Origin of the sequence: Streptosporangium heterodermiicola (genome assembly GCF_051390675.1) — a bacterium.
GTDB lineage: Bacteria > Actinomycetota > Actinomycetes > Streptosporangiales > Streptosporangiaceae > Streptosporangium.
This window is the reverse complement of record NZ_JBPJSR010000001.1, coordinates 571,259-597,564: the sequence shown is the minus strand read 5'-3', so window position 1 is coordinate 597,564 and position 26,306 is coordinate 571,259. Positions and strand designations below refer to the sequence as shown.

Annotated in this window: 24 protein-coding genes and 1 riboswitch; of the genes, 19 read left to right on the top strand and 5 right to left on the bottom strand. The window is 71.5% G+C overall.

The genetic code is table 11. The features are described from left to right. Positions 1-17: 17 nt before the first annotated feature. Positions 18-1,814 carry an ABC transporter substrate-binding protein gene (locus ACSC1Q_RS02370; RefSeq protein ID WP_436756954.1) on the bottom strand — a complete coding sequence of 599 codons (1,797 nt, stop codon included), beginning with the start codon at positions 1,812-1,814 and terminating at the stop codon, positions 18-20. Positions 1,815-1,832: 18 nt separating this feature from the next. Then, on the bottom strand, positions 1,833-2,834 hold the full coding sequence (locus ACSC1Q_RS02365; RefSeq protein ID WP_436756953.1) for an ABC transporter permease: 1,002 nt from the start codon (positions 2,832-2,834) through the stop codon (positions 1,833-1,835). Positions 2,835-3,187: 353 nt separating this feature from the next. Here ACSC1Q_RS02365 and ACSC1Q_RS02360 point away from each other — a divergent pair, with 353 nt between their 5' ends. From ACSC1Q_RS02360 to ACSC1Q_RS02325, 8 genes are all read left to right on the top strand, one after another. Then, positions 3,188-4,003: an oxygenase MpaB family protein gene (locus ACSC1Q_RS02360; protein ID WP_436756952.1), complete on the top strand. Its 816-nt coding sequence runs from the start codon at positions 3,188-3,190 to the stop codon at positions 4,001-4,003. A 237-nt stretch (positions 4,004-4,240) separates the two neighbouring features. After that, positions 4,241-4,371: riboswitch (FMN riboswitch) on the top strand. Positions 4,372-4,747: 376 nt separating this feature from the next. Further along, the gene (locus ACSC1Q_RS02355; protein WP_436756951.1) at positions 4,748-5,383 is read left to right on the top strand and encodes a riboflavin synthase; all 636 of its coding nucleotides are present in this window, start codon (positions 4,748-4,750) and stop codon (positions 5,381-5,383) included. 143 nt (positions 5,384-5,526) lie between these two features. Then, positions 5,527-6,744: a bifunctional 3,4-dihydroxy-2-butanone-4-phosphate synthase/GTP cyclohydrolase II gene (locus ACSC1Q_RS02350; protein WP_436756950.1), complete on the top strand. Its 1,218-nt coding sequence runs from the start codon at positions 5,527-5,529 to the stop codon at positions 6,742-6,744. 46 nt (positions 6,745-6,790) lie between these two features. Further along, entirely contained in the window at positions 6,791-7,276 is a 486-nt protein-coding gene (ribH, locus tag ACSC1Q_RS02345) for a 6,7-dimethyl-8-ribityllumazine synthase (RefSeq protein ID WP_436756949.1), read from the top strand. A gap of 161 nt (positions 7,277-7,437) precedes the next feature. Beyond that, complete coding sequence (locus tag ACSC1Q_RS02340; RefSeq protein ID WP_436756948.1) at positions 7,438-7,611, top strand: hypothetical protein; 174 nt, start codon at positions 7,438-7,440, stop codon at positions 7,609-7,611. Between the two features lie 46 nt (positions 7,612-7,657). After that, a complete protein-coding gene (locus ACSC1Q_RS02335) occupies positions 7,658-9,793 on the top strand; it encodes a hypothetical protein (RefSeq protein WP_436756947.1) in 2,136 nt (711 codons plus the stop codon). After that, complete coding sequence (locus tag ACSC1Q_RS02330; protein WP_436756946.1) at positions 9,790-11,445, top strand: hypothetical protein; 1,656 nt, start codon at positions 9,790-9,792, stop codon at positions 11,443-11,445. The genes ACSC1Q_RS02335 and ACSC1Q_RS02330 overlap by 4 nt, the downstream gene beginning before the upstream one ends. A gap of 157 nt (positions 11,446-11,602) precedes the next feature. Continuing rightward, complete coding sequence (locus tag ACSC1Q_RS02325; protein ID WP_436756945.1) at positions 11,603-12,061, top strand: PH domain-containing protein; 459 nt, start codon at positions 11,603-11,605, stop codon at positions 12,059-12,061. Between the two features lie 135 nt (positions 12,062-12,196). Here the strand turns inward: ACSC1Q_RS02325 and ACSC1Q_RS02320 are convergent, their stop codons facing one another. Both ACSC1Q_RS02320 and ACSC1Q_RS02315 read right to left on the bottom strand, forming a co-directional pair. Next, positions 12,197-12,865, bottom strand: coding sequence for a potassium channel family protein (locus ACSC1Q_RS02320; RefSeq protein WP_436756944.1), 669 nt, complete (start codon positions 12,863-12,865; stop codon positions 12,197-12,199). Further along, positions 12,858-14,198, bottom strand: a complete 1,341-nt coding sequence (locus tag ACSC1Q_RS02315; RefSeq protein WP_436756943.1) for a TrkH family potassium uptake protein — start codon at positions 14,196-14,198, stop codon at positions 12,858-12,860. Before ACSC1Q_RS02315 ends, ACSC1Q_RS02320 begins: the two co-directional genes overlap by 8 nt. A 247-nt stretch (positions 14,199-14,445) precedes the next feature. Here ACSC1Q_RS02315 and ACSC1Q_RS02310 point away from each other — a divergent pair, with 247 nt between their 5' ends. From ACSC1Q_RS02310 to ACSC1Q_RS02295, 4 genes are all read left to right on the top strand, one after another. Continuing rightward, entirely contained in the window at positions 14,446-15,342 is an 897-nt protein-coding gene (locus ACSC1Q_RS02310) for an AAA family ATPase (protein ID WP_436756942.1), read from the top strand. After that, positions 15,326-16,498, top strand: coding sequence for a vWA domain-containing protein (locus tag ACSC1Q_RS02305; RefSeq protein WP_436756941.1), 1,173 nt, complete (start codon positions 15,326-15,328; stop codon positions 16,496-16,498). The genes ACSC1Q_RS02310 and ACSC1Q_RS02305 overlap by 17 nt, the downstream gene beginning before the upstream one ends. Beyond that, positions 16,491-17,600 carry an XdhC family protein gene (locus ACSC1Q_RS02300; protein WP_436756940.1) on the top strand — a complete coding sequence of 370 codons (1,110 nt, stop codon included), beginning with the start codon at positions 16,491-16,493 and terminating at the stop codon, positions 17,598-17,600. Before ACSC1Q_RS02305 ends, ACSC1Q_RS02300 begins: the two co-directional genes overlap by 8 nt. 221 nt (positions 17,601-17,821) lie before the next feature. Then, on the top strand, positions 17,822-18,388 hold the full coding sequence (locus ACSC1Q_RS02295) for a nucleotidyltransferase family protein (RefSeq protein WP_436757237.1): 567 nt from the start codon (positions 17,822-17,824) through the stop codon (positions 18,386-18,388). A gap of 53 nt (positions 18,389-18,441) precedes the next feature. On the opposite strand, the gene ACSC1Q_RS02290 is transcribed toward ACSC1Q_RS02295, so the two are convergent. Then, positions 18,442-19,335, bottom strand: a complete 894-nt coding sequence (locus ACSC1Q_RS02290; RefSeq protein WP_436756939.1) for an endonuclease/exonuclease/phosphatase family protein — start codon at positions 19,333-19,335, stop codon at positions 18,442-18,444. Between the two features lie 201 nt (positions 19,336-19,536). Here ACSC1Q_RS02290 and ACSC1Q_RS02285 point away from each other — a divergent pair, with 201 nt between their 5' ends. From ACSC1Q_RS02285 to ACSC1Q_RS02255, 7 genes are all read left to right on the top strand, one after another. Continuing rightward, complete coding sequence (locus tag ACSC1Q_RS02285) at positions 19,537-20,577, top strand: LLM class F420-dependent oxidoreductase (protein WP_436756938.1); 1,041 nt, start codon at positions 19,537-19,539, stop codon at positions 20,575-20,577. Between the two features lie 191 nt (positions 20,578-20,768). After that, positions 20,769-21,905, top strand: coding sequence for a M24 family metallopeptidase (locus ACSC1Q_RS02280; RefSeq protein WP_436756937.1), 1,137 nt, complete (start codon positions 20,769-20,771; stop codon positions 21,903-21,905). A 25-nt stretch (positions 21,906-21,930) separates the two neighbouring features. After that, entirely contained in the window at positions 21,931-22,491 is a 561-nt protein-coding gene (gene efp / locus ACSC1Q_RS02275; RefSeq protein WP_344747378.1) for an elongation factor P, read from the top strand. Continuing rightward, positions 22,491-22,901, top strand: coding sequence for a transcription antitermination factor NusB (nusB, locus tag ACSC1Q_RS02270; RefSeq protein WP_436756936.1), 411 nt, complete (start codon positions 22,491-22,493; stop codon positions 22,899-22,901). The genes efp and nusB overlap by 1 nt, the downstream gene beginning before the upstream one ends. A gap of 675 nt (positions 22,902-23,576) precedes the next feature. Continuing rightward, positions 23,577-24,335: a class I SAM-dependent methyltransferase gene (locus tag ACSC1Q_RS02265; RefSeq protein ID WP_436756935.1), complete on the top strand. Its 759-nt coding sequence runs from the start codon at positions 23,577-23,579 to the stop codon at positions 24,333-24,335. Positions 24,336-24,372: 37 nt separating this feature from the next. Further along, the gene (locus ACSC1Q_RS02260; RefSeq protein ID WP_436756934.1) at positions 24,373-25,611 is read left to right on the top strand and encodes a DNA polymerase IV; all 1,239 of its coding nucleotides are present in this window, start codon (positions 24,373-24,375) and stop codon (positions 25,609-25,611) included. 147 nt (positions 25,612-25,758) lie between these two features. Further along, positions 25,759-26,172, top strand: coding sequence for an SCO2097 family morphological protein (locus tag ACSC1Q_RS02255; protein ID WP_344747391.1), 414 nt, complete (start codon positions 25,759-25,761; stop codon positions 26,170-26,172). Positions 26,173-26,306 lie beyond the last annotated feature (134 nt).

The window sequence follows — 26,306 nt, the reverse complement described above, 5'->3', positions numbered from 1 at the left end:
TACGGTTTCGTGAGCCGTTACTGCTTCACGAAGATGGTGTTGGGCGAGACGACCCACGACTGCGGGTCGATCTCGGCGCCACCGATCTTGGAGCCGTGGAGGGTGTTGGCGATCCGGTTCTCGGCGACGACCAGCGGGGTGATCGTCTCCTGGATCTTCTTGTCCAGCGCCATCCACGCCTTGTTCTGGGCGTCGATGTCGGTCAGGGCGGTGATCTCGTCCATCTCCTTGGTGACGGCCTCGTCCTTGAGGTGCGCGTAGTTGGGCGCACCGTCGGCGATCGGGCCGAAGATGACGGGCAGGACCGTCGTGCCGGACGGCCAGTCGGCGCCCCAGCCACCCCAGTAGAGGTCGAACTCGTTCTTCACCTTGCCGATGGAGTCGTAGTAGGTCTTACGGTCCAGGGGCTTGGCCACGACCTTGATGCCGGTCTTCTCCAGGGCATTCTTGATCACGACGGTGATCTGCTCCTGGAGCGGAGTCTGGTTGTAGGCGTAGACGATGGTCGGCGTCGGGTTGCTCGACTCGGCGAGCAGCTGCTTGGCCTTCTCGACGTCGCCCTCGGGCTTGGTCTCCTTGCCGAACAGGTCGTAGGACTCGTAGCCGACCGTGGTGTTCTCGTTCAGGATCGTGGTGGGCAGCGCCGCCGCGGCGGGGCCACCGTAGACCTGCTGGATCTGCTTCGACGGCCACGCGTGGTTGATGGCCTGGCGGATCTTGACGTCCTTCACCCGGTCAAGGTTGAAGTAGTAGTAGTTGCCGTACGGCGAGGGGCTCTTCATCAGGCGGGGAGCCAGGCTGGCGTCGCCGAGGACCTGCTGCAGGCGCTCCGGCGGGACGGTCGCGTAGAAGGTGAACGCGGTCTGGTCCGGGCCGGTGTCCGCGATCAGGCGGTCGGTGATCTGCAGGTTCTCCTGGCCGAACTCCAGGCGCCACTTGTCGGGGTAGGCGCCGCGGATCGGGTCGGTGGCCGGGTCCCAGTTCGGGTTGCGCTCCAGCTCCATCGACTTGTCGACGACGTGGCTCTTGATGATGTACGGGCCGCTGGAGACGGGGGTCTTGTCGTACGTCTCCTTGGTGTCCTTCTCCTTCGGCACGATGCCGTAGCCGCCCATGGCGAAGGCGTAGTTGGCGTCGGCGTGCGGGGTCTTGAACTTGTAGACGATCGTCTTGTCGTCCGGCGTCTCGATGTTCTCAAGGCGCTTGCCGTCGTACGGGCCCTGGTAGGCCTTCTTGTGGTCGACCTCGGTCAGCCACTGCTGGATGTAGGTCGGGCCCTGGGTGACGAACGAGGCGAACGTCCGCTCCATGCTCCACTTCACGTCCTCGGACGTGATCGGGGTGCCGTCCTGCCACTTCACGCCGTCCTTGAGGGTGAAGGTCCAGGTCTTGCCGCCCTCGGAGGAGGTGCCCGAGTCGGTGGCCAGGTCGCCGACCAGCTTGTAGTCGCCGGGGCCGACGCGCTTGTAGCCGGTCAGGGTACGGCCGATGAGCAGGCCGAAGTTCGACATCGTGTTGACGTAGACCTGGGCGGGGTCGAGGTGGCCGATGTCGTCACGGTCGATCATCGTGATGGTGCCGCCCTTGACGACGCCCTCGGGCTCGATCGCCGGGCCCTTGGAGTCGTCGGCCGTGCCGACGGTGATCGTCGGGGGCTTGTAGGACGGAGCGGCGGCGGGAGCGCCCTCGCTGGGCGCGCCGGACGCGCCGCTGGGGGCCGCGGGCGCGCCCTGGTTGCCCTGGGCGCAGGCACCGGTGAGTGCTAGCGCGCCGATGGCGAGTACGGCCATCGCTGACCGCGTACGGACTTTCATCTTTCTCCTATTTCCGATCTAGCGCTTGAGCTTGGGGTCGAAGGCATCGCGAACCGAGTCACCCAGGAGGTTGAACGCGATCACGAAGATCAGAAGGGCGACACCGGGGAAAATCAGATAGGTGATGTCGTTCTGATAGATCTCGGTGCCGCGGCGGAACATGCGGCCCCAGTCGGGGATGGGCTCGATCATGCCGACGCCCAGGAAGGAAAGCGCCGCCTCGGCCGTCACCAGCGCGGGCAGCAGCAGCGTCGACTGGATCAGGATCGGGGTCCAGAGGTTCGGCAGCAGTTCCTTGAAGACGATCCTGGCGGGGGAGGCGCCGGTGACCTTCGCGGCCTCGACGAACTCCCGCTCGCGCAGCGAGAGCACCTGGCCGCGCAGCAGGCGGGCGAGGCCGGCCCACTGGAACACCGTCAGCGCGATCACGAGGGTGACCGCCCGCAGCCAGATCGGCGTCTCCTCGTCCGGCCTGACGAACAGGTTCTCCACGACCGGCATGAACGCGATGATGAAGAGCACCGAGGGGAACGACAGGACGATGTCGATCAGGCGGCCGATGAAGTAGTCGGTCTTGCCTCCGGCGTACCCGGCGACGATGCCCATCACGATGCCGATCGCCGTCGCGATGATCGTCGCGGTCACCGCGATCGACAGGGAGGTCCTGATCCCGTAGACGAGCTGGGTGAACACGTCACGGCCGAGGCCGGGCTCGATGCCGAACCAGAACTCCGAGCTGATGCCGCCGTTGGGCAGGATCGGGTAGCCGTAGTCGTTCAGCAGGTTCGGCATGTCCTGGCCGTACAGGGCGTAGGGGTCCTTGCCGTACAGCCAGGAGATGACCGGCGCGAGGAGCGCGACCAGGAAGAAGAAGATCACCACTACCGCGGAGACGATGCCGGTACGGTCGCGCCGGAAGCGCAGCCACATCAGCTGCCCGGGTGAGCGGCCCACCGTCTCCGGTGTCTTCGCCGCCAGTGCCTCCCCGGTCGTGGTCGTGGCTGGTGCAGGGATGGTCATCGTGCGGGGGCTCCCAACGAGCATGACTGAGCGGGATCCCTGGAACCATTGCAAAACAGTCCATGACAATCAATGGGCTGGTCATTACTCATTTTTTTGTTGTATAACGTCCACCTGTTTGTGGCTGCAATTCCGTTGACGTGGATAGGGGGTGACGTGGGAGTATAGAGCTCCCGAAAGCCGGTTTTCACGGATTTGTGACACATTCATGACGTGGTCGTGACGGCTTTGTCCGAGTCTGACCTGGCTTGTGTCACAAGCCCGATACAGTGTTACAGACTCAACACACGGGGTGTGCGGTACCGCTTCGCGGGGTAACCCTCCCCTTGCCGCGAGGCCGGGAGGTGTAGAGCATGGATCACGGCCTGTTCGGACCCGATTCGGTGACCTGGAAGGTGATGGGCGAGCCGATCCTGCTCGTCGGGGGCTTCCGCGCGCTGCTCATGCAGGGCCTGCACCCCCGGGCGATGCGCGGGGTCGCGCAGAACTCATCGCTCATGGATTCTGCCGAGGCGTGGTCCCGTTTCGTGCGCACCACCGAGTTCGTCCGGGTGCGCACGTACGGCACGACCGAGGAGGTCGCCCGCGCCGGGGCCAGGGTGAGGAGGATCCACGCGAGCCTCACCGCCCTCGACCTCGACACCGGCGAGCGGTTCCGCCTCGACGACCCCGACGCGCTGCTCTGGGTCCACGTCGGCGAGGTCGACTCCTACCTGTCGGTCGCCCGGCGCGCCGGGGTGCGGCTGACGGACGAGGAGGCCGACAGGTTCGTCGCCGAGTGGCGCCGCGCGGCCGAGGTGGTCGGCCTGCGCGCCGAGGACGTGCCCGGCTCGGTCGGCGAGATGGACGACTACATCCGGGCCCGCCGTCCCGGCCTCTACTTCGTCCCCGAGGTGGCCCACCCGCTCCTGCGGTCGCTCAACGCGCCGCTCCCGGCCCGCCTCACCCCCCTCAAGCCGATGTTCCCCATGCTCACCGTGCTCGCCTTCGCGACCCTGCCGCGCTGGGCCCGCCGGCTGTACGGCCTGCCCGCGACCCCGCTGGGCGACCTGTGGGCGACGGCCTCGCTGCGGGCACTGCAGACCGGGATCGGCCTGGTGCCCGAGCCGGTCCGTTACTCCCCGGACGCGCGAAGGGCGCGCAGGGCGGTCGCCGGGCACGCGGCGTGACCACCGCGTAACCGCGGCGGCGTAACCATGGCGGTGTGAGCGCGGCGGTGTGATCGCGGTGATGTGAGCGAACGGCGTGACCACGGCGGCGTGAGCGCACCGAGTGCCCGGTTGTTCCACGGCGTGTCCACATCATGGAAGGTGTGCCGTCCGGTTTTCCGGACATGGCACACTGGTAGTGGTAGTGGAGGGTGAATCGTCCGCGGTGCGCCCTCCGCGAGAACGAGAGAAGCAGAGCAGCGTGCTCCGGGGTCGGTGAAATTCCGAGCCGGCGGTTACAGTCCGCGACCCGGTCGAAGCCATCGACCGGTTGACCTGGTGAAACTCCAGGACCGACGGTTAAAGTCCGGATGGGAGGAAGCGCGCGAGCGGAGAGTGTCTTCGGGCACCCTCCGCTGATCGGGTGTACGCACCCGTTGATCCCCCGGGGCCCGCCGTGGCAAGAAGCTACTGGCGAGTAGGAGACCTCGGGTGACTGATCCGGCGCGGACGCGCCAAGCGGTCGGGCGCGCCCCTCACGGGCGCGGCGCCGTCGGCCCCCACCATTTCTCACGTCGTGCGTGTTCCCCGTCCGGCCGTGCCCGGCCCGGACACGGCGACGTATCCCCCTTTTCCCACCTCTCCACCTTTTCCCGCCTTTTTTCCGGTGCGCCCCGCCCCCGCGTGTCCGGGTCCCGCACGTCCGGACCCCGTACGACCTTCCCGCGCCCGGTCGTCCGGGCGGTCCCCCAGAAGGAGCTGTGAATGTTCACCGGAATCGTCGAGGAACTGGGAGAGATCGCCGGGATCGAGCCGCTGAGCGACGCGGCCCGGCTGTCGATCCGCGGCAAGACGGTCACCGCGGACGCCGGGCACGGTGACTCGATCGCCGTCAACGGCGTCTGCCTGACCGTGGTGGACGTCGAGGGCGAGGTGTTCACCGCCGACGTGATGAAGGAGACCCTCGACCGCAGCTCCCTCGGCGCGCTGAGCCCCGGCTCCCCGGTCAACCTGGAGCGCGCGGTACGCGCCGACCAGCGGCTGGGCGGGCACATCGTGCAGGGCCACGTGGACGGGACGGGCGTCCTGCTGTCGCGGGAGCCCGCCGAGCACTGGGAGGTCGTCCGGATCTCCCTCCCGCCCGAGCTCGACCGCTACGTCGTCGAGAAGGGCTCGATCGCGGTCGACGGCATCAGCCTGACCGTGATGAGCGTGGGCTCCGGCGGCTTCGCGGTCAGCCTGATCCCCACCACCCTCGCCCTGACCACCCTCGGCGCGAAGCGGCCGGGCGACCCGGTGAACCTTGAGGTCGACGTGATCGCCAAGCACGTGGAGAAACTCGTCGGCGCGTACGCCCAGAACGCCGTGGCGCGGCAGGCAGAGCAGGTGGAGAGGCCGTGAACCGCGTCGGAACAGAACCTGACACCGCCGGGACCGGGAGCGCGCGGAGAGACCCGGCCGGAGCCGCCGGAACCATCGGCCGGATTCGCCGACCGGCTCAAGGAGGGCCGGTCGAGGGCCGTGCTCGTCACCAAGGAGACCCTGTGATCAAGCTGGACCCGGTCGAGCGGGCGATCGCCGACATCCGCGAGGGCAGGGCCGTCGTGGTCGTCGACGACGAGAACCGCGAGAACGAGGGCGACATCATCTTCGCCGCGTCCAAGGCCACCCCCGAACTGCTCGCCTTCACCATCCGGCACAGCAGCGGCGTGGTCTGCGTGCCGATGCGCGGCGAGGACCTCGACCGGCTCGGCCTGCCGCTGATGGTGTACGACAACAAGGAGCGCCTGCGCACCGCGTACACGATCAGCGTGGACGCCAGGGACGGGGTGAGCACCGGCATCTCCGCCGCCGACAGGGCCCGCACGATCCGCGCGCTGGCCGACTCGGCGACCGAACCGTCCGAGCTGGTCCGGCCGGGGCACGTCTTCCCGCTCCGCTACCGCGAGGGCGGCGTCCTGGCCAGGCGCGGCCACACCGAGGCGTCCGTGGACCTGGCCAGGCTCGCCGGGCTGAGCGAGGCGGGCGTGCTCGCCGAGGTCGTCAACGACGACGGCACCATGATGCGGCTGCCGGAGCTGCGCGACTTCTGCGACGAGCACGACCTGGCGCTCGTCTCGATCGAGCAGCTGGTGGAGTTCAGGCGCAGGACCGAGCGGATGGTGACCAGGGTCGCCGAGACGCGGCTGCCGAACAGGTACGGCGAGTGGCGGGCCTACGGCTTCGCGAGCGCGCTGGACGGCGGCGAGCACCTGGCCCTCGTCCTCGGCGACATCGAGGACGGCGAGAACGTCATGGTCCGGGCGCACTCCGAGTGCCTGACCGGCGACGTGCTCGGGTCGCTGCGGTGCGACTGCGGGGTGCAGCTCGACCACGCCATGTCGCGGATCGCGGAGGAGGGGCGGGGCGTGGTCGTCTACCTGCGCGGGCACGAGGGACGCGGGATCGGCCTGCTGGCCAAGCTGAAGGCGTACAGCCTCCAGGACGGCGGCAGCGACACCGTCGACGCCAACCTGGAGCTCGGGCTGCCGGTGGACGCCCGGGAGTTCTCCAACGCCGGGCAGATGCTCGCCGACCTGGGCGTGAAGTCGATCCGGCTGCTCACGAACAACCCGGCCAAGCTGCGCGGCATGGACGGCTACGGGATCAAGGTGCTCGGCCGCGAGCCCATGCCGGTGGCGATGAACCCGTACAACGAGAAATACCTGTCGGCCAAGCGCGACCGCCTCGGCCACGAGATCCCCAGGGAAGAAGAAGCATGAGCGGACGATCGGGCCGGGCGGAGCGGGGCGGACACGGGGTGATCGCGTGAGCGGGGACGGGCGGCCGGTGGCCGGGGCCGTCGAGGCGAGAGGGCTGACCGTCGGCGTCGTCGCGGCCCGCTGGCACGAGAAGATCACCGATCAGCTCGTGGCGCGGGCCGAGAAGGCGGGCAGCGACAGCGGTGCGGAGGTGACCGTGGTGCGGGTGGCCGGATCGCTGGAGATCCCGGTCGTGGCGCAGGTCCTGGCCAGGAAGTACGACGCGGTCGTCGCCCTCGGGGTCGTGATCCGCGGTGAGACCCCCCACTTCGACTACGTGTGCGACTCCGTCACCTCGGGCCTGACCCGGGTCTCCCTCGACGAGGAGGTCCCGGTCGGCAACGGCGTGCTGACCTGCGAGTCCCTCGACCAGGCCCTCGACAGGGCGGGGCTGCCCGGCAGCCACGAGGACAAGGGCTACGAGGCCACCGTCGCCGCCCTCGGGACGGCGCTGCTGCTGCGGGAACTCCGCTCCCGGACGAGTAGGTCCTGAGGCGGGGAGCGAGTACGGCCCGGTGTACCGGCCGGCGAGCCCGCCCGTGAGGCGCGTCGGTGCCGGGCCGGGCGTCGCCCACCCGGGCCGCGCCCCAAGACAGACGAATCCGCTCCCGCCGCCAGGACACGGGTACGACGAGGGGTGTTGAGGAGCCGTGTGTGACGAACGACCTCGACACCCTTCCGGCCGCACCGCGTGTCAAGATCGATGACCGGCTCACCGTGTCGGGATCGATGACCGGTTCGCCTCCACGAGCGGCCCGGCCCGCTGATGGTCGCGACGCGAACGAGCCGCCGGTAACGGGTCTGTACGGCATGTCGGGTGTCACCTAATCTTGGGGCGGATGATCAGGGAACGTTCCGCGTCACGTGAGGCCGGATGAAGAAGAACCCCCGGGCGACCTCGCCCCGCGCACTCGCCCCCGCGCCTCCCGAGACGAAACCGGTCGTACGCCCGTCCACACCGTCGACCGGCGCGGACGACGCGGACGACGCGACGGGTGTGGACGGCGCGACGGGTGCGGACGGCCGCACGGACGGTGTTTCCCCGGCCGCGCCGGACTGGGTCAAGTCGAAGCGCGATCTGCTGGCCCCGTCCGCCGCCTCCCGGGACGTTCCGCGGGACGCCGCTCCGGCCCCGTCGCTGACCTCGATGCTGTGGGACCTCGCGCAGGCACTGGAGGAGGGCCGGCTGGTCCCCCTGGAGGAGGCCTTCCCCGGGCAGCCGGAGAGGTTCCGCGAGCCCCCCGACCCCGGTTCCGACGGCTACGGGCTCCGGCTCATGGAGCTGAAGCGGTACTACGCGATGCTCGACGTGGCCGTGTGGCTGCCGGTGGTGCTCGCCGATCGGCCGCTGGACATCCCGGCCGTCGCGAGGTTCATGAAGTCGGCGACGAGCGTCGAGGACGCCCAGATGATCGCGGCGATGCTGGAGAAGACCGCCGCCGGGGCACCCGCCCGGCGGGAGGCCGCCATCGCCGAGGCGCAGCGGGCGGGGGAGCTCACGCTCGCCGAGCGGCGCGGCCTGCTCACGGACCTGCTCGGCGGGGGCCTGCCCGTGTCCGAGGCCGCGCACGCCGCACGCGTACGGATCCTGCGGGACACGCCGCTCGACCCGGAGTTCGAGAAGGTCGACGACCCGCTGCGCGCTCAGGCGCGCGCCGCCCTGGTGGCGGAGTTCTCCGGAGTCACCCGCCGATGGCCGGGGATGCCGGTGGAGGAACGCGCCGACGTCCTGGACAAGGCGGTGCGGCTCCACTGCGAGCGGCTGGGCATCCTGGAACGCCTGCCCCGGATCGTGCTCGGCGAGAGTTCCGTCGACGTCGGCGACGGCGAGCGGTCCGTGACCGATCTGGCGGCGTTCGTCGACGCCCGTCTGACGATCGAGATGAACACCCGGACCCCGATGTGGGAGTCGTTCCCGCTGGTCGTCGAGGCCCTCGTGCACGAGAACACGCACAACTACCAGGGCTGGCTGACAGGCGAGCTGCGGGCCGGCCGGCTCGATCCGGCGGACCCGCGGTACCTGCAGGCCGAGCTGTTCGCGGTCAACGTCGGCCGCGGGTACGTGCGCACCCGTCCCGGCGGCGGCGACCACCTGGCGTACCTGAACCAGCCCCTGGAACGGCAGGCGATGAAGGCCGGGCTGGAGGCCAGGTACGCGTTCACCGCCGCCCTCCAGCAGGAGGGACGGGCACTCTTCGAGGCGGCGCTCGCCGCCTCCCCCCGTCCGCCCGACGCGATGCTGCGGCGGTTGGGAACGGCTCTCGGGGGCGAGGTCGCGACCCCGATGGTCACCGCGATGGACCTCACCGCCCGGTACCTGGCGGCGCGGAACCCCGTCGAGCGCTTCAAGGTCGAGATCCTGCAGTGGATCGACGAGCGGCCCGGTTTCACGGATCGGGAGCTCGCGCCGGTCCGTGCCCTGCTCGACTCCAACCAGCGGGAGAGCCAGCTCAGGCGGATGTTCGATACCCAGGCCCCCGGCGCCGAGAGCGGCGCCTTCCAGCGGCTCAGGCTGGCCGCGGGGCGGCAGGACGGCCTCGCGGGCGATGCCGCCAAGGCGGCGCGGGCCGCCGCCGAGGACGCGGCCACGGCGGCGGCCCGCGCGCGAGACCTCGGCCAGGGGGTCACGGACGAGGCCGTCCAGTCGGCGGTCGCGGTCGCGCGGGCTCAGGCGGCTTCGGCCACCGAGCTCGCCGACGGCGCGGCGGTGGCCGCGGCGCTGGCCGCCGACGCCGCCGCCCGCGACGTCACCACCCACGTCGAGGCCGCCGCGAACGAGAGGGAGGCGGCGGGCGCGTCAGCCGAGGCGCGACTGTTCCGCGACGCCGCGGTCGCCACGGCCCGGGCCGGGCACGCGTACGCGGACCTCGCCCACGAGTTGATCGCGTACCTCGCTGTGACGACCCGCGCCGCCGGGGCGGCCAGGGCCGAGGTGTCGGCGCAGTCGCGGGCCGAGGCGGTGCGCGCGGCCGCGCGCGGCGCGAACGCGAGGAGCGAGGACCCACGATGACCACCCCCCGAAGGCCGGGATCGCAGCCGGCTCCCGTCCCTCTGCAGACGACCAAGCGCGAGAAGCTGCGCTCTCCGGCACCCCAGATCCCCCTGGAGGGGGCGGATCCCGATGCCACGCCCCGCCCGGGCAGCGTCCGGACGCGCGGCCCGCAGACGCAGGAGGAGGCGGCCGCCTTCGTCGACCGTGAGCGGGAGGGGCTGCCCGGCCTGTCCCTCGACCGGAAGTTCTCCCTGCTGAGCTCGATGGCGTCGGAACCCGATCCCGTCGGCCGGTACCCGGCGCAGCTGGGCGGCCTCTACCGGAGCATGAAGAGGCTCGACCCCGGCTTCGCGGAGGACGACAGGCTCAGGCAGTCGCTGGTCCTGGAGGCGGTCGCCGAGCGGTTGCCGGACGCGCCGCGCCGCTGGCGGAACGCCTCGACGAAGGAACGCGGGGACATCGTCCGCTCGATCCTCGAAGTCCAGTGCCAGGTGTTGGGGATGGGCCGGGACCGGATGCCCACGGTGGAGCTCCTGGGGGACGGGCCGGAGCCCATCCCCGGCAACAGCATGGGCCAGTACTTCGAGGCCGACGGAGTGCTCCAGCTCATCACGAAGGCGCCCGGCTGGGAGGAGTTCCACGAGGCGGTGAACACCGTGCTGCACGAGGGCACGCACAACTACCAGTACAGCCTGGTCGCCGATCTGGACGCGGGACGGCTGGCCGGTGACCCCAGGAAGAGGCAGGCGGAGGCGTTCAGGAGCAACTTCGCCGCGTACCTGAACGACGGCGACGGCGGTGACCGGGAGTCCTACCTGTCGCAACCGGTCGAACTGCACGCGATGGCGGTGGGAGACGACGCGCAGGTCTACTTCCTCGACCAGGCCCTCATGGCGGGCGTGGAGGTGTACGAGGCGCTGGAACAGGTGAATGAGACGCCGGAGGCCGGCCGGATACGGGAGGAACTGCACACGGCCATGAACGGGAAGTCGTCGTCGGCGATCTACCGGTTGACGGAGCGGGCACGACGGTACCTGCCGGACGTGGAGCCCCGCCCCTCCGAGCCGGAGCGGCGTCTTCACCTGGTCGAGCGGGCGGCGGGCCTCGGCAGTGACCCGGGCGCCACGTCCGCCGACCGGAACAGGATCATCCCTCTGGTCACCGACCCGTCGCTGAGCGACGACGCGCTCGGTGACGCGCTGGCCGAGCTGGGCGCGGAGATCCGCGCGCGAGGACTCGCGGCCCACCGGGACCGGCTCTCGGCCCGGTTCCTCGACGCGAACCACGCCGCCTTCTTCACCGACCTCGCCGCGTCCGTGCTCCGGGACCTGGGCGAGTTCGTCCCCGAGTTCCGGGAGACGGAACGCGTCGAGGCGGAGATCAACCGGATCAAGGAGGCGCCGTACTACTTGAACCCGGCCTGGCTGGCCGGGGAGGCCGCCGCGGTCGGCGACGACGCCGAGAACACGGCGGACCTCGCGCACGCGGCGATGGTGCGGGAACTGCGTGAGGCGGGACTGTCCGAAGAGGCGGAGGCGTGCGAACGCACCTACGCCGTCTACCGGCAGGCCAAGGAGAGAGAGCGCGCGGCCCTGACGGAGGTCGATCGCACGCGGCGGGCGCTCGGCGAGCTGATCGCGCGCCGCGGCCTGGTCACCGTCCCGACCTGACCGGACCCCCGCCACGGTCGGCGCCGCCCGCTCCGGTCCCGCCCCGCCGTGCCTGGTGATCGGCCCGGAGGGGTCGTGCGGTAGGTTTCCCTCGGCACCGTGACCAGCCGTCACAGCCGTTCCGACCGGTGGTTTTCCGAAGGATCGTGATCTGAGAGTGAGCCCGGAGAGCGTCTCCCCGCCCCCGCTGCCCGTCGTGTGGCGGCCCAGGAAGGGACGGATCGCGGCCTATGGCTTCGCGGGTCTGATCATGCTCGGCGCGGTGCTGATGGCGGTCTTCCTGTCCGAGCCGTTCACCCTGGCCGACAGGATCGCGATGATCGGGCTGGGCGGGGTGGTCGCCTGGGTCCTGCACCTGCTGGGACGGGTCCGGGTGGAGGCCGACGAGGAGGGGGTCACCGTCGTCAACCCGCTGCGGACGCACCGCTACGAGTGGCCCGAGGTGCTCGGGGTCACCCTCGTCGACCACGAGCCCTGGGCGAAGCTCGACTTCACCGACGGGGCCACGGTCGGCGCGATGGGCCTGCAGGGGTCGGAGAAGGACCGTACGGTCCGCCAGGTCCGCGAGCTCGCCGCCCTCATCAGGGAGCGTGGCGAGGCGTCGGAGACGCGCTGAGCCGCCGTACGAGGGCTCGGGGCCGCGATTCCCGGCCTTCCCCGGCCCTGCCGGGGACCACGCCGCCAAACGGGACCTCGGGACAGGCCGGGCCCGCCGAGGACCGTACGGGAGCCCAGGGCCTGGACCCCGTGCTCAGGTCTCCTCGGCGAACCGCTCGGCGTTGTCGGTCTCGCCCGCCACGAGCAGGGTGTCGCCGCTGTGGATCACCGTCTCGGAGGTGGCGTACGTGAACCTGCCGCCGGGTTTCTTGACCCCGACCACGGTGACCCCGTACTTGCTGCGGACGCCCAGGGAGCCCAGGCTCCTGCCGTCCGCCCACCGGGGCGCCATGGTCTTGATCATGGCGTAGTCCTCGTCGACCTCCACGTAGTCGAGCATCCGCCCGGTGACGAGGTGCGCGACCCGCTCGCCCATGTCGTGCTCGGGCTGCACCACGTGGTGCGCGCCGACCCGCTGCAGGATCCGGCTGTGCTGCAGGCTGATCGACTTGGCCCAGATGTCGGCCACCCCCAGGTCGGCCAGGATCGAGGTGGTCAGGATGCTCGCCTCGATGTCGGTCCCGATGCCGACCACGGCCCGGCCGAACTCGCCGATGCCCAGCTGGTCGAGCGCGTCGGGATCGGTGGAGTCGGCGCACACCACGTGGGTGAGCCGCCCGGAGAACTGCTGCACGTTCTTGGCGTCGCTGTCGACGCCGAGCACCTCGACGTCGCGGCCCACCAGCTCCACCGCGAGCGCGCCGCCGAACCGGCCGAGACCGATCACCACGACCGCGTCGCCGCGATCTCTCTTGTCAACCAACGAGGGGACGCTCCTCCGGGTATCGGAACCGACGGGTCTGGACGTGCAGCGCCAGCGCGGCGCCGAGGGTCACCGGGCCGAGTCGCCCGACGAACATCAGGAGGGTCAGGATCAGGTGCCCCAGGGTGCCGACGTCGGCGGTGATCCCGGTCGACAGCCCCACCGTGCCGAAGGCCGAGATCACCTCGAAGAGTACGCGGTCCAGCTTGAACGGGGTCACCGTCATCAACGCGAACGTGCCCGCGGCGACCGACGCCACGCTCAGCAGGGCGATCGTCAGCGCCTGCCGCTGCAGCTGCTCGGGAATGCGGCGGCGGCCCGCGGAGACGTCGGGCTCGCCGCGCAGCTCGGCGAGGATCACGAACCCGAGGAGCGCGAACGTCGTCACCTTGATGCCGCCGCCGGTGCTCGCGCTGCCCGCTCCGATGAACATCAGCACGTCGCTGATCAGCCAGGAGCTCTCGCTCATCTGGGAGGTGTCCACGGAGTTCAGGCCGCCGCTCCTGGTCATCGCGCTGTGGAAGAACCCGGCCATGATCCGCAGGCCGGGGGAGAGGCCGCCCATCGTGCCGGGGTTGTTCCACTCGGTGACGGTGACGGCCACCGCCCCGCCGAACAGCAGGACGGCGGTCATCCCCAGCGTGATCTTGGCGTGCAGCGTCCAGCGGGCCGGGCGGCGCCAGTTCTGCCGCAGCACGGCGTAGACGGGGAAGCCGAGACCTCCGGCGACCACCGCCAGGATGAGCGGGAGGCAGATCCACGGATCGGTGACGAACCTCATCATGCTGTCCGGCCAGAGTGCGAACCCGGCATTGGTGAATGCCGAGATCGCATGAAAAATCCCGTAATAGACGGCACGGCCGACCGGTTCCCCGTACCCGATCACGAAGCGGGCGGCGAGCACCGTGGCGGTCAGCGCCTCGGCGACCAGCGTGACCTTGGCGACCCCCACGATCACCCGCCGCACGTCGCCGGGGCCGAGGGTCTTGGTCTCGGCCTGGGTGTTGAGACGGGCGCGCAGGCCGAGCTTGCCGGAGACGACCACCGCGAGGATCGAGGAGAGCGTCATGATCCCGAAGCCGCCGATCTGCATCAGCACCAGGAGCACGATCTCGCCGAAGAACGACCAGTGCGCCGCGGTGTCGTGCACGGCGAGCCCGGTCACGCACACCGCGGAGGTGGCGGTGAACAGGGCCGACGTCCACGAGGCACTCTGGCTCCCCTCGACCGCGACCGGCAGCGACAGCAGCCCCGTACCGGTGAGGACCACCGCCAGGAACGCCACCACGACGACTCTGGACGGGGTGTTGATCTGGTCGAGCAGGTTCTTCACAGGGGGTGACAATACTTCTTCCCGGAAGGACGGCAGTATGTCCACCGGCTCACCGGCCGCCGAGACCCTCGTGAGCCACCCGCCGAGGCCCCGTGAGCCACCCGCCGAGGCTCCCGTGAGCGGCCCGCCGCGAGGCCGTCACCCGCGTGCCCGGCGTGCCCGGCGCGCCACCGGGTCCCCGGACGCCGCCGGATCCGGGGGCGATGTGATCACGCGAGGACCCGGCCGCCGGGCGTAGCCTGAGGTGGTGGTGAGGCGGACAATCGAGGCATCTGATGTGGAGTCGCCCGCGCAGCTGGCGGAGCTGCTCGACGAGCGGTCGTACCTGGCCGGTACGGGGCTCGTCACGGCGGCCTTCCTCGCGCTGCGGATGGGCCGCCCGCTGCTGCTCGAAGGCGAGGCGGGGGTCGGCAAGACCGAGCTGGCCAGGACCCTGGCCGAGGTGCTCGGGGCGCCGTTGATCCGCCTGCAGTGCTACGAGGGGCTCGACGCCTCCCAGGCCCTCTACGACTGGGACTTCGCCCGCCAGCTCCTGCACCTGAAGGCGGCGGAGGCGGGCGGTGTCACCGACGCCGCCCGGCTGGAGGGCGAGGTCTACGACCGCAGGTTCCTGATCGCCAGGCCGCTGCTGAAGGCGATCGAGACCCAGCCCGCGGTGCTGCTCATCGACGAGGTCGACCGGGCGGACGTGGAGTTCGAGGCGATCCTGCTGGAGGTGCTCTCGGACTTCGCGATCTCCGTCCCCGAGCTCGGCACCATCCGCGCCGCGAGGCCGCCGGTGGTCGTGCTCACCTCCAACCGCACCCGCGAGGTGCACGACGCGCTGAAGCGGCGCTGCCTCTACCACTGGCTGGAGCACCCCTCCTTCGACAGGGAGGTGGCGATCCTGCGCAGGCGGCTCCCCGAGTGCTCGGGAAACCTGGCCGCGCAGGTGGCCACGGCGACGGGACGGCTCCGCGAGGCCGATCTGATCAAGCCGCCGGGGATCGCCGAGACCCTCGACTGGACCGAGGCGCTCCTCGCCCTCGGCGCCCGCGAGCTCGACCCCGACCTGGCTGCCGCCTCGCTGGGCGCCCTGCTCAAGCACAGGGAGGACCACGAGACGGTGCTCGGGAACGGATTCTTCGGTGCGTCCCGGCGCTGACGGCCCGACCCCCGGGACGGTTCCCCCCGACGCGGGGGCCCCTTCCCGGACCGGCGCCGGGACCGGGGAGGACCTGGTGGCGGTCATGACCGGTTTCGCCAGGACCCTGCGCGCCGCCGGGGTGCCCGCCGACCACGAGCGCACCCAGAACCTGCTGCGCGCGCTCTCCCACCTGGACGCCTCCAGGCCCGGCGACGTCTACTGGGCGGGCCGCATCACGCTGTGCGCCTCGGCCGACGACCTGCCCCGCTACGACCGGGTCTTCCGGGCCTACTTCGGAGGACTGCGCGCGGGCCGCGCGAGGGCGGCGGCGATCACCGTCACCCGGCACACCACGGCGCGGCCGGGGGTACGCGCCGACCGGGGGGAGAGCGACGAGCCCCCGGCCCTCGCGGCGACCGCGAGCGCGACGGAGGTGCTGCGCACCCGCGACGTGGCCGGGATGACGGCCGCGGAGCTCGCCGAGGCGCACCGGCTGCTCGCCCTGCTGCGGGCGGGCAGGGAGCGGCGCGCGTCGCGGCGTTTCCGGCCCTCGCGCCGGGGGCGGCTGGACGGCAGGGCGACCATCCGCGAGACCCTGCGCAGGGGCGGGGAGACCGCCGGGCTGCGCTACCGCGCGCACCGGACCAGGCCCCGCGGGGTCGTGCTGCTGATCGACGTCAGCGGTTCCATGACCCCGTACGCGGACACGCTTCTCCGCCTCGCCCACGCGCTGGTCAGGTCGGAGCCGAGGGCCACGGAGGTGTTCAGCGCGGGCACCCGGCTCACCCGGCTCACCTCCGAGCTGCGCCACCGCGACCCGGCGACCGCGATGGCCGCCGTCTCCCGGGCCATCCCCGACTGGAGCGGCGGCACCCGCCTGGGGGAGGAGCTCCGGCGGTTCCTGGCGCTGAACGACGCGGCGGGAGCGGTGGTGGTGATCGCCTCCGACGGCTGGGAGCGCGGCGACGTCTCGCGGCTGGGGGCGGAGATGGCCCGGCTGTCCAGGACGGCCCACCGGGTGATCTGGGTGAACCCGCACAAGGGCAGGGAGGGCTACGAGCCGCTCACCGCCGGGATGCGGGCCGCGCTTCCCCACATCGACGACTTCGTGGCCGGGCACAGCCTGGCCGCGTTCGAGGAACTCGCGACGCTGCTGGGAGGCACGCATGCGTGACGTGTTGTCACAGATCCTGAGGTGGTGGGAGGCGGGGGAGACGTTCGGCCTCGCCACCGTGGTCGACACCTTCCGCAGCGCGCCCCGCCCGCCGGGGGCGTCCATGGCCGTGCTCGGCGACGAGGCCGAGGGCAGCGTCTCCGGCGGCTGCGTCGAGGGCGCCGTCTACGAGCTGGCCAGGGAGGTGGTCTCCTCGGGCGCGCCCGTCGTGCAGCGGTACGGAGTGAGCGACGACGAGGCCTTCTCCGTCGGCCTGACCTGCGGCGGCATCCTGGACATCCTCGTCGAGCCCGTCTCGAAGGAGACCTTCCCCGAGCTGGGGGAGGTCGCCGCCTCGGTGCTGCGGCGCGAGCCGGTGGCGGTGGCGACCGTCCTGTCGGGGCCGGGGGTGATCGGCACCCGCCGGGTCATCTGGCCGGACCGCTCCTCCGGCTCCCTGGGCGTGACCCGGCTGGACGACGCGGTGGACGACGACGTCAGGGGCATGCTGGCGCAGGGGCTGACGGGCGTGCGCAGGTACGGGGCCCGGGGGCAGCGGCGGCTCGACGAGCTGCCGGTCTTCGTGCAGTCCTTCGCGCCGCCGCCCCGGATGCTGGTCTTCGGCGCGATCGACTTCGCCGCCGCGGTCGCCAGGGTCGGCAAGTTCCTCGGCTACCACGTGGTCGTGTGCGACGCCCGGCCGGTCTTCACCACGGCCAAGCGCTTCCCCGAGGCCGACGAGGTGATCGTCAAGTGGCCGCACGACTATCTCACCTCGACCGTCGTGGACGAGCGGACCGCGATCTGCGTGCTCACCCACGACCCCAAGTTCGACGTCCCCCTCCTTGAGGTCGCCCTGCGCACCTCGGCGGGCTACGTCGGCGCGATGGGCTCGCGCCGCACGCACGAGGACCGGCTAGCCAGGCTCGCCCAGGCGGGGCTGGGGGAGGCCGAGCTGAAGCGGCTCCGCTCGCCGATCGGGCTTGACCTGGGCGCGCGTACGCCAGAGGAGACGGCGATCTCCATCGCCGCCGAACTGATCCAGCTGCGCTGGGGCGGTTCCGGCCGGCCGCTGACCGACGGTTCCGGCAGGATCCACGGCGAGGGACCGGGCGGCGCGTGAACGAGGAGACGGAGACCCCGCCGGGAATTCCAGCGGAAATCCCGCTTAAGGTCCCGGCGGGAGTTCCGGCGGAGGCCCCGGGCGGGGCCCGGCCGGGGACTTCCGCCGGGGGCGCCGGAGGGGGCACGGCAGGGGAGCCGGGGGGATTCGCCGGGGGGGCCGAGGAGGACACGGCAGGGGAGCCGGGGGGACCGGCGGGCGGGCGCCCGGAGAGCGCCGGGCTGCTGCTGGCCGCCGGGTCGGGCTCGCGGCTCGGCATTCCCAAGGCGCTGGTGGAGTTCCACGGGGAGCGGCTGGTGGACCGGGGCGTGAGGGCGCTCCACGACGGCGGCTGCCGTCCCGTGGTCGTGGTGCTCGGCGCGGCCTCCGTACAGGTGCGGGGAGCGGTGACCGTCCACAACCCGCGCTGGGACTCGGGGATGGGCTCCTCGCTCAGGGCGGGACTGGACGCGATCCCCGCGACCGCCGGGCACGTGGTGATCGCCCTGGTGGACCAGCCGTTCGTCGGCCCGCGGGCGGTGCGGCGGCTCGTCGACGCGGCGGCGGAGGGCGCCTCGGTCGCCGTCGCCACCTACGGCGGCGCGCGGCGGAATCCGGTGCTGATCGCCAGGGAGCACTTCGAGGAGGTCGCCCGGCTCGCGACCGGCGACGCCGGAGCCCGCCCGTTCCTGAGGGCCCACCCCGAACTGGTGGTCGCGGTCCCCTGCGACGACGTCGCCGACCCCGCCGACATCGACACCCCGGCCGACCTGTCCGCGCTCCGGGCCCGTCCGGACCCCGCCACCTGAGCCGCTCCGGGCCCGTCCGGACCCCGCCACCTGAGCGGCTCCGAGCCGGGTCTCTAGGCGGCCAGGCGGAGCGAGGCGACGGCGGCGCGGTGGTCGCTGCCCGCGGCCCGCTCGACGCCCGCCCTGGTGGCGACCATGCCCCGGTAGAGGATGTGGTCGGGCCGGGTGACGGGGAAGGACGCGGGCCAGGTGAAGCCGAATCCCGTACCGGCCTCCTGCTGGGCGTCCGACAGCGGCGGCACCAGGCCGGAGCGCTTGCGGTCGGTGGTGGCGGTGTTGAGGTCGCCGAGCAGCAGCAGGTGCTCGCTGTCGTCCTTGTCGATCATCCTGCGGGCGTAGGAGAGGGTCTCGTCGCGCTGGGCGGTCTGGCCGGGGCGGGCGGAGGCGAGGTGCATGACGTACACGGTCAGCCTGCCCTTGGGGGTGACGACCACCGCGCGCAGCGCCCGTGCCCAGTCGAGGCCGATGTCGGCCTTGCGGGACTCGGCGATCGGGAAGCGGCTCCACAGGCCGACCGTGGCGATCCGGTAGCGGTAGGGGAAGCGGTCGTTGAGGACCTTCGCCGCCGGGCCTCCGACGGTCAGCTCCTGCACCGCGACCAGGTCGCGGCCCTCGGAGACGGACCGGATGGCGTCGGCCGAGTCGGCGTTGGTCGCGCCGACGTTGAGCGTGGCGACGGACAGGTCGCTGGGACCGCCCGGCGGGCTGCGCAGCAGCGTCGGGCCGAACATGAGGCCCCACACGGTCGCCGGGACCAGCGCGGCGAGGATCACCTGCCACGAGCGGGTGGCCAGCGCGAGGACCAGCAGGACCGGCACGGCGACCCCGAGCCAGGGGAGCAGGCTCTCCAGCACGGGTGTGAAACCGCCCAGCTCAGGCAGGAGCCTGTGCCCCCCGAGAATCAGGGCAAGCGCTCCCGCCGTCACGATGATCGACTGCCTCAGCACACCGCTCCTCGTCCACCCTCCGGCGGTCATCCGCCCCCGGAACGTCCGCCCCTCCGGGTCCCCTACCCCGGAATGCGTAGGCTACCGGCCCGGCGGCGACGGCGCGGGGCTTGGTGCTTCGGCGGTGAGTCGATAACCTTTGTCGCCGAGACAACGGAACAACATTCGGTTTTGTCGGCACCGCGGAAGGACGATCTCACGATGCGCATCGGTATGGCCCTGAACTACTCGGGAGGCTTCAAGGAGACGGTGGCCGAGCTGGCCGACTACGAGAAGGCCGGTCTCGACATCGTCTTCGTCGCCGAGGCCTACAGCTTCGACGCGGTGAGCCAGCTGGGCTACATCGCCGCCAGGACCGAGAGGCTGCAGATCGCCTCCGGCATCCTGCCGATCTACTCCCGCACCCCCGCCCTGCTGGCCATGACCGCCGCGGGCCTGGACTACGTCTCCGACGGCCGCTTCACCCTCGGCCTGGGCGCCTCGGGCCCGCAGGTCATCGAGGGCTTCCACGGCGTCCCGTACACCGCGCCGCTCGGCCGCACCCGCGAGGTCATCGAGATCTGCCGCCAGGTCTGGCGGCGCGAGCGCCTGACCTACGAGGGCAGGCACTACACCGTCCCGCTCCCCGCCGGGGAGGGCACCGGCCTGGGCAAGCCGCTGAAGCTCATCAACCACCCGGTCCGCGAGCGCATCCCCGTCGTGATCGCCGCCATCGGGCCCAAGAACGTCGAGCTCTCCGCCGAGCTGGCCGAGGGCTGGGAGCCGATCTTCTACGTGCCGGAGAAGGCCGCCGACGTGTGGGGCCCCTCCCTGGCGGCGGGCAAGGCCAGGCGGGACCCTGCGCTGGGCGAGCTGGACGTGATCGCCCAGGCCTCGCTCGCCATCGGCGACGACGTCTCCGGCTGGCTGGAGCTGGGCCGCCCGATGGCGGCCCTCTACATCGGCGGCATGGGGGCCAAGGGCAAGAACTTCTACAACGACCTCGCCCGCAGGTACGGCTACGAGAAGGAGGCCGAGCAGATCCAGAACTTCTACCTGGACGGCAAGAAGGACGAGGCCGCCGCGCTCGTACCGCACGAGCTGCTGGAGAAGATGTCCCTGATCGGCCCCGAGGGGCACGTCCGCGAGCGCCTGCAGGCCATGCGCGAGTCGGGCGTCACGACGGTCAACGTCGCCCCGCTGGCCGGTACGCACGAGGAGCGCGTCCGGCTCATCGAGAAGGTCAGGGAACTCGCCGCCTGACCCGTCTCCCCGCCTGACCCGTCTCCCTGTCTCCCCGGCTTCCCGCCTCGCCGGTGGACGCCTTCCGGTCCACCGGTGGCCGGGCACGTGACCACGAGGAGCACGTAGGCGACCGGGCTGAGGAGGGCGACGGGACCGGGCGTGGCGCACTGGGGCGACATCCGGTCAAAGTGGTTAATAGCATGCGTGCCATGACCGCCACCCACACCCGTCGCCGCGCGAACCTCGCGGCCCTGCTGCCCGCTCACGAGGCGGACGCGATCCTGGTCACCGGCGGCGTGAACGTGCGCTATCTGACCGGGCTGGCCAGCTCCAACGCGGCCGTCCTGGTCAGGGCGGACGCCACCGCCACGCTGGCCACCGACTCCCGCTACACCGGGGCCGCCCGGCGCGTCTGCGCCGACATCGAGGTGATCGAGGAGTCCGACGTCGCCGGGGCCCTGCTGGCCCTGCCGCCGGGGAGCGGCCGGACGGGCATCGAGGCCGACCACATGTCCGTCACCGACTACTTCCGGCTGGGCGGGAAGCACCCCCGCCTGTCCAAGGTCGTCGAGTCGGTGCGCGTGGTCAAGGACGACGCCGAGCTCGACCTCATCCGTACCGCGTGCGAGCTCACCGACCGCGCCTTCGCCGAGGTCCTGCCCGGGCTGCGCCCCGGGCTCACCGAGAAGGAGGTCGCCAGGGCGCTGGAGCGCCGCATGATCGAGCTGGGCGCTGACGGGCTCGCCTTCGACTCGATCGTCGCGAGCGGGCCCAACGGCGCGATCCCGCACCACTCGCCCTCGGACCGGCCGCTGGAGCGCGGGGACCTGGTCACCATGGACTTCGGGGCCCTCTACCGTGGCTACCACGCCGACATGACCAGGACCGTGGCGATCGGGGAGCCCGCGGGATGGCAGCGCGAGCTGTACGACCTGGTCCGCGCCGCCCAGCGGGCCGGCCGCCTGGCCGCGAACGCCGGCGCCGCGCTCCACGAGGTGGACGCCGCCGCCCGGGACCTGATCGGGGAGGCGGGGTACGGGGAGTTCTTCAAGCACGGCCTCGGCCACGGCGTCGGGCTGCAGATCCACGAGGAGCCGTTCCTGTCCCCGAGAAAGCCGGGGGACGCCCCGGCGAGCCCGGAAGGCCTCCCCGAGCCGGAACGATCTTCACGAGAGCCGGAGCGCGACCATGAGCACGCTAGACTAGAGGATCGAGTTCCGGTAACCGTTGAACCTGGGGTTTACCTTCCCGGCAGGGGCGGCGTCCGCATCGAGGACACGCTCGTGGTGCGCGACGGCGGGCCGGAACTTCTCACACGGACGACCAAAGAGCTGCTCGTCCTTTAAGAGCGGCCGTACGCAGGAGAGACTAGTGGCGACGACGAACGACCTCAAGAACGGCCTGGTGCTCAAGCTCGACGGCGGTGAGCTCTGGGCCGTCGTGGAGTTCCAGCACGTCAAGCCCGGCAAGGGCGGCGCGTTCGTCCGCACCAAGCTCAAGAACGTGCTATCGGGCAAGGTCGTCGACAAGACCTTCAACGCGGGCGTCAAGGTCGAGGTGGCCAACGTCGACAAGCGCGAGATGCAGTTCTCCTACATGGACGGTGACGACTACGTCTTCATGGACACCGAGAACTACGACATGCTCCACGTCACCAGGGTGGCGGTCGGCGACTCGGCCAACTACCTGCTGGAGAACATGCTGGCCACCGTGGCGATCAACGAGGGCAACGTCCTCTACGTCGACCTGCCCGCGGCCGTCGAGCTGATCGTCGCCGAGACCGAGCCCGGCCTCCAGGGCGACCGCTCCACCGGCGGCACCAAGCCCGCCACGCTGGAGACCGGCGCCGAGATCAAGGTGCCGCTCTTCATCACCACCGGCGAGAAGGTCAAGGTCGACACCCGCACCGGCGATTATCTCGGCCGCGCCTGATGTCGGCACGAGGTAAGGCGCGCAGGCGCGCGCTGGACATCCTCTTCGAGGCCGAGGCGCGCGGTGAGGACCCGCTCAGCGTCCTCGCCGAGCGCCTCCAGCGGGCCGAGCCGCCCGTGAACGAGTACACCACGACGATCGTCGAGGGCGTGTGCAGGCACTCGGCGCGCATCGACGAGCTGATCACCACCTACTCCGAGGGCTGGACACTCGACCGCATGCCCGCGGTCGACCGCAACCTCCTGCGCGGCGGCACCTACGAGCTGCTGTGGATGCCCGACGTCCCCGAGGGTGTCGTCATCAGCGAGTGGGTCAGCCTGGCCTCCGAGCTGTCGACCGACGAGTCTCCGCAGTTCGTCAACGGCCTGATGGCCCGTTTCAAGCAGCTCAAGCCGTCCCTGGCGCTCTAGCCGCCACCCGGCCGACCTGGCCGCACCTGGCCGCACCTGGCCGTCACGCTCCAGCCGCCGCCACGGGGAGCCCGGGAGTCCCGGTCTCCCCGCCCGGCTCTCCCGGCCCCGCTCCACCCCGGCTCTCCCCGCCCCCGCCTCCTCCACCCCCGGCTCTCCCCGCCCCCGCCTCCTCCACCCCCGGCTCTCCCCGCCCCCGCCTCCTCCACCCCCGGCTCTCCCCGCCCCGGCGCGCCTCCGCCGCGGGCGCTCCCTTTCCGCCGGGCTTACCCGCGGCACTGGCCCCCTTTCCTCCCGGCTTGCCCGCGGGACCGGTCCGCGCCCGGAAAAAGACTCGATCAAGCGCGAGTATGGATGGTCCTTGGGCCGCGCCGGGGGACGCGCGACGTAGGCTGGGTTTGTCGTTGGACATTCAGGGCGAACACCCTGTCCTCCGGGCAAGAAGGAAAGCCTTCTCGCCTTGCCGGTTCAACCCGTTAGGGTTGGGGTGTCCCGCGGCAGCCAAGCGGGACCTGTGGTTTGAAACGCGGCAGGGCGTGCCGTGTCTGCGCGAGGAGGCTTCGGGGTGACCCGGGCCGTCGAACCGCGAACCGACAGACCCGACCGGCGGTCGGGTGCTGAAATCCGGGGCTCTGAGCCGCGGAGGACGTCAACGTACGAGGAGGCGATCTGAAGTTGCACGCCGTAGGCATCTCACGGCAGGCGGGCACTCCCGCGGTCCGCACGGCGGTCGTGTGGGACGTCCTGAGTGCCGTGCTGGCCGAGAGGGTGGCCGCGACAGGCCGTGAGCGGCTCGACATCGTCGACGCCGGAGGCGGCACCGGGGGTTTCGCCGTTCCCCTGGCCGACCTCGGGCACGCCGTGACGGTCGTCGATCCCAGCCCCGACTCGCTCGCCGCGCTGGAGCGCCGCGCGGCGGAGGCGGGGGTGGAGGTCCGGGCCCTGCAGGGCGACGCCGCGGACCTGGAGGAGCTGCTCCCGACCGGCGGCGCCGACCTGGTGCTCTGCCACAGCGTGCTTGAGTACGTGGAGGATCCGGCCGGCGCGGTGAGGGCGATGGCGGGCCTGCTGCGCGAGGGCGGCGTGATCAGCGTCCTCGCCGCCAACCCGCTCGCCGCCGCGCTCCACCGTTCCATCGCCGGCAGGTTCGACGAGGCCCGCCAGGTCCTGGACGACCCCGAGGGCCGCTGGGGCGACCGCGACCCCACGCCCAGGCGGTTCACCCGCGAGGCCCTGGAGCGGCTGCTCGCCGTGACGGGCTTCGCGCCCGGCGAGGTGCACGGCGTGCGGGTCTTCGCCGACCTGGTGCCCAGCAGGCTGCTCGACGGCGAGCCCGGAGCCGCCCGCGCCCTGGTCGCCCTGGAGCAGGCGGCGGCGGCGCACCCGGTGCTCCGCGACATCGCGACCCAACTGCACGTCCTTGGCCACCGGTGAACGCCGCGTCGAACGCCTGTTCCCGTAGGATGGCGGCGTGTCGAGAAAGCAGCAGATACCGCGTCCGGGTTCCGACCTGGGGGCGGACGACACCGGCTGCCCGATCCTCCACGTCGACATGGACGCCTTCTACGCGGGCGTCGAGCTGCGCGACCGTCCCGAGCTCCGCGGCACCCCCGTCATCATCGGCGCGCCCGGGGCGCGCGGGGTGGTGCTCAGCGCCACCTACGAGGCCCGGAGGTTCGGGGTGCACTCGGCCATGCCCATGACCCGGGCCAGGCGGCTCTGCCCCCAGGCGGTGATCATCCCGCCCAGCCGTGGCAAATACACGGAGGTCTCCCGGCGCGTCATGGAGATCTTCCAGACCTTCACCCCCGAGGTCGAGCCGATCGCCTCAGACGAGGCGTTCCTCGACGTCGGCGGGGCCCGCAAGCGTCTCGGCCCGCCGGCGGCGATCGCCCGGATGATCCGCGAGCAGGTCGAGCGCGAGCAGGGCATCACCTGCTCCGTCGGGGTCGCCAACAGCAAGTTCGTGGCGAAGCTCGCCTCCCAGCACTGCAAGCCCGACGGCCTGTTCGTGGTGCCCGCCGACCGGGTGGTCGACTTCCTGCACCCGCTCCCCGTGGCGGCCCTGTGGGGCGTCGGGGAGCGCACCGAGCGGTCGCTGGCCCGCCTCGGCATCAGGACCGTCGGAGACCTCGCCCGGGTCCCGGTGGACACGCTCCAGCGGGAGCTGGGCCAGGCGGCGGGCGCGCACCTGGCGGCGCTCGCCTGGGGGCGCGACGAGCGCCCGGTGACCCCCGACGTCCCCGACAAGAGCATCGGCGCCGAGGAGACTTTCGCCACAGACATCGCCGACCCCGCGGAGATCCGCAGGGAGCTGCTCCGGCTCTCCGAGCGGGTCGCCGCCAGGCTCAGGCGGAGCGGCAGCGTCGGCCGCACGGTCAGCGTCAAGCTCCGCCGGGCCGACTTCACCACCCTCACCCGGTCGCGGAGCCTGCGCGAGCCCACCGACGTCGCCAAGATCCTGTACGAGGTCTCCTGCGCCCTCTACACCGCCTCCGGCCTGGAGAACGTCCATCTGAGGCTGGTCGGCGTACGGGTGGAGAACCTCGGCCCGGCCGCCGGGGCGACCCGGCAGCTCGGCCTCGGGGAGCGTGAGACGGGCTGGCGGGAGGCCGAGCAGGCGATGGACAGGGCGGTCCGCAGATTCGGTCAGGATGCCGTCCTCCCGGCCTCCCTTGTTCGCCCTCCGTTTGATGGAATAGATCCATGATTACGCCTCCGGTTTGGACTACGTTGGACGTTTTCTTTCGTCTACGTCTACAGCCTCGTATTCTGGGGATAACCGACCGCGAGGTTCGGACACCCCGTGTCGTCCGTCACCGTCTTCCCCGTCCTGGGGCTGTCCTTGGGAGGCGCCGTGCCGCTCTCTGAGCACGAGCAGCGCTTGCTCGACCAGATCGAGCAGGCCCTCTACGCCGAGGACCCGAAGTGGGCCAATACCGTCAGGATCAGTGATCCCCGCAGCCACTACAGGCGCCGCCTGGTGAAGGCCTTCATCGGCTTCATCCTGGGTGTCGTCCTGCTGATGGTCGGCGTCGTGATCAACAACGTCCCGCTCGGCATCCCGCTCGGCGTCGGCGGTTTCGTGGTCATGCTCGCCGCATGTCTGTGGGGTCTGTCCAGCTGGAAGCGCATGAACGGTTTCGGCGAGGCCAACGCGGCCACGCCCGCCGATCAGCCGCGAGGCAAGGGAGGGCGCCGTGCCGGCTCCCGCCAGAGCTTCATGGAGCGGATGGAGGAACGCTGGCGCCGTCGCCACGACGAGCGCTAGCCCGGCGGGGCCCGCCGCCGTCCACGGCGGCCCTCCCCGACGGATCCCCCTGTGACGACGAGGGCCACTCCCGGTGCGGGAGCGGCCCATGTCATCTACGGGGTCGCCCTCGGGTGTCCCGGCTCCGTCGCTCC

Excerpts from the sequence above, each read along its gene's own strand:
- ACSC1Q_RS02280 (WP_436756937.1), top strand. The coding sequence starts at position 20,769 with ATGACCGCCACCCACACCCGTCGCCGCGCGAACCTCGCGGCCCTGCTG.
- nusB (WP_436756936.1), top strand. The coding sequence starts at position 22,491 with ATGTCGGCACGAGGTAAGGCGCGCAGGCGCGCGCTGGACATCCTCTTC.
- ACSC1Q_RS02285 (WP_436756938.1), top strand. The coding sequence starts at position 19,537 with ATGCGCATCGGTATGGCCCTGAACTACTCGGGAGGCTTCAAGGAGACG.
- ACSC1Q_RS02370 (WP_436756954.1), bottom strand. The coding sequence starts at position 1,814 with ATGAAAGTCCGTACGCGGTCAGCGATGGCCGTACTCGCCATCGGCGCG.
- ACSC1Q_RS02330 (WP_436756946.1), top strand. The coding sequence starts at position 9,790 with ATGACCACCCCCCGAAGGCCGGGATCGCAGCCGGCTCCCGTCCCTCTG.
- ACSC1Q_RS02355 (WP_436756951.1), top strand. The coding sequence starts at position 4,748 with ATGTTCACCGGAATCGTCGAGGAACTGGGAGAGATCGCCGGGATCGAG.
- ACSC1Q_RS02300 (WP_436756940.1), top strand. The coding sequence starts at position 16,491 with ATGCGTGACGTGTTGTCACAGATCCTGAGGTGGTGGGAGGCGGGGGAG.
- ACSC1Q_RS02365 (WP_436756953.1), bottom strand. The coding sequence starts at position 2,834 with ATGACCATCCCTGCACCAGCCACGACCACGACCGGGGAGGCACTGGCG.
- ACSC1Q_RS02360 (WP_436756952.1), top strand. The coding sequence starts at position 3,188 with ATGGATCACGGCCTGTTCGGACCCGATTCGGTGACCTGGAAGGTGATG.
- ACSC1Q_RS02335 (WP_436756947.1), top strand. The coding sequence starts at position 7,658 with ATGAAGAAGAACCCCCGGGCGACCTCGCCCCGCGCACTCGCCCCCGCG.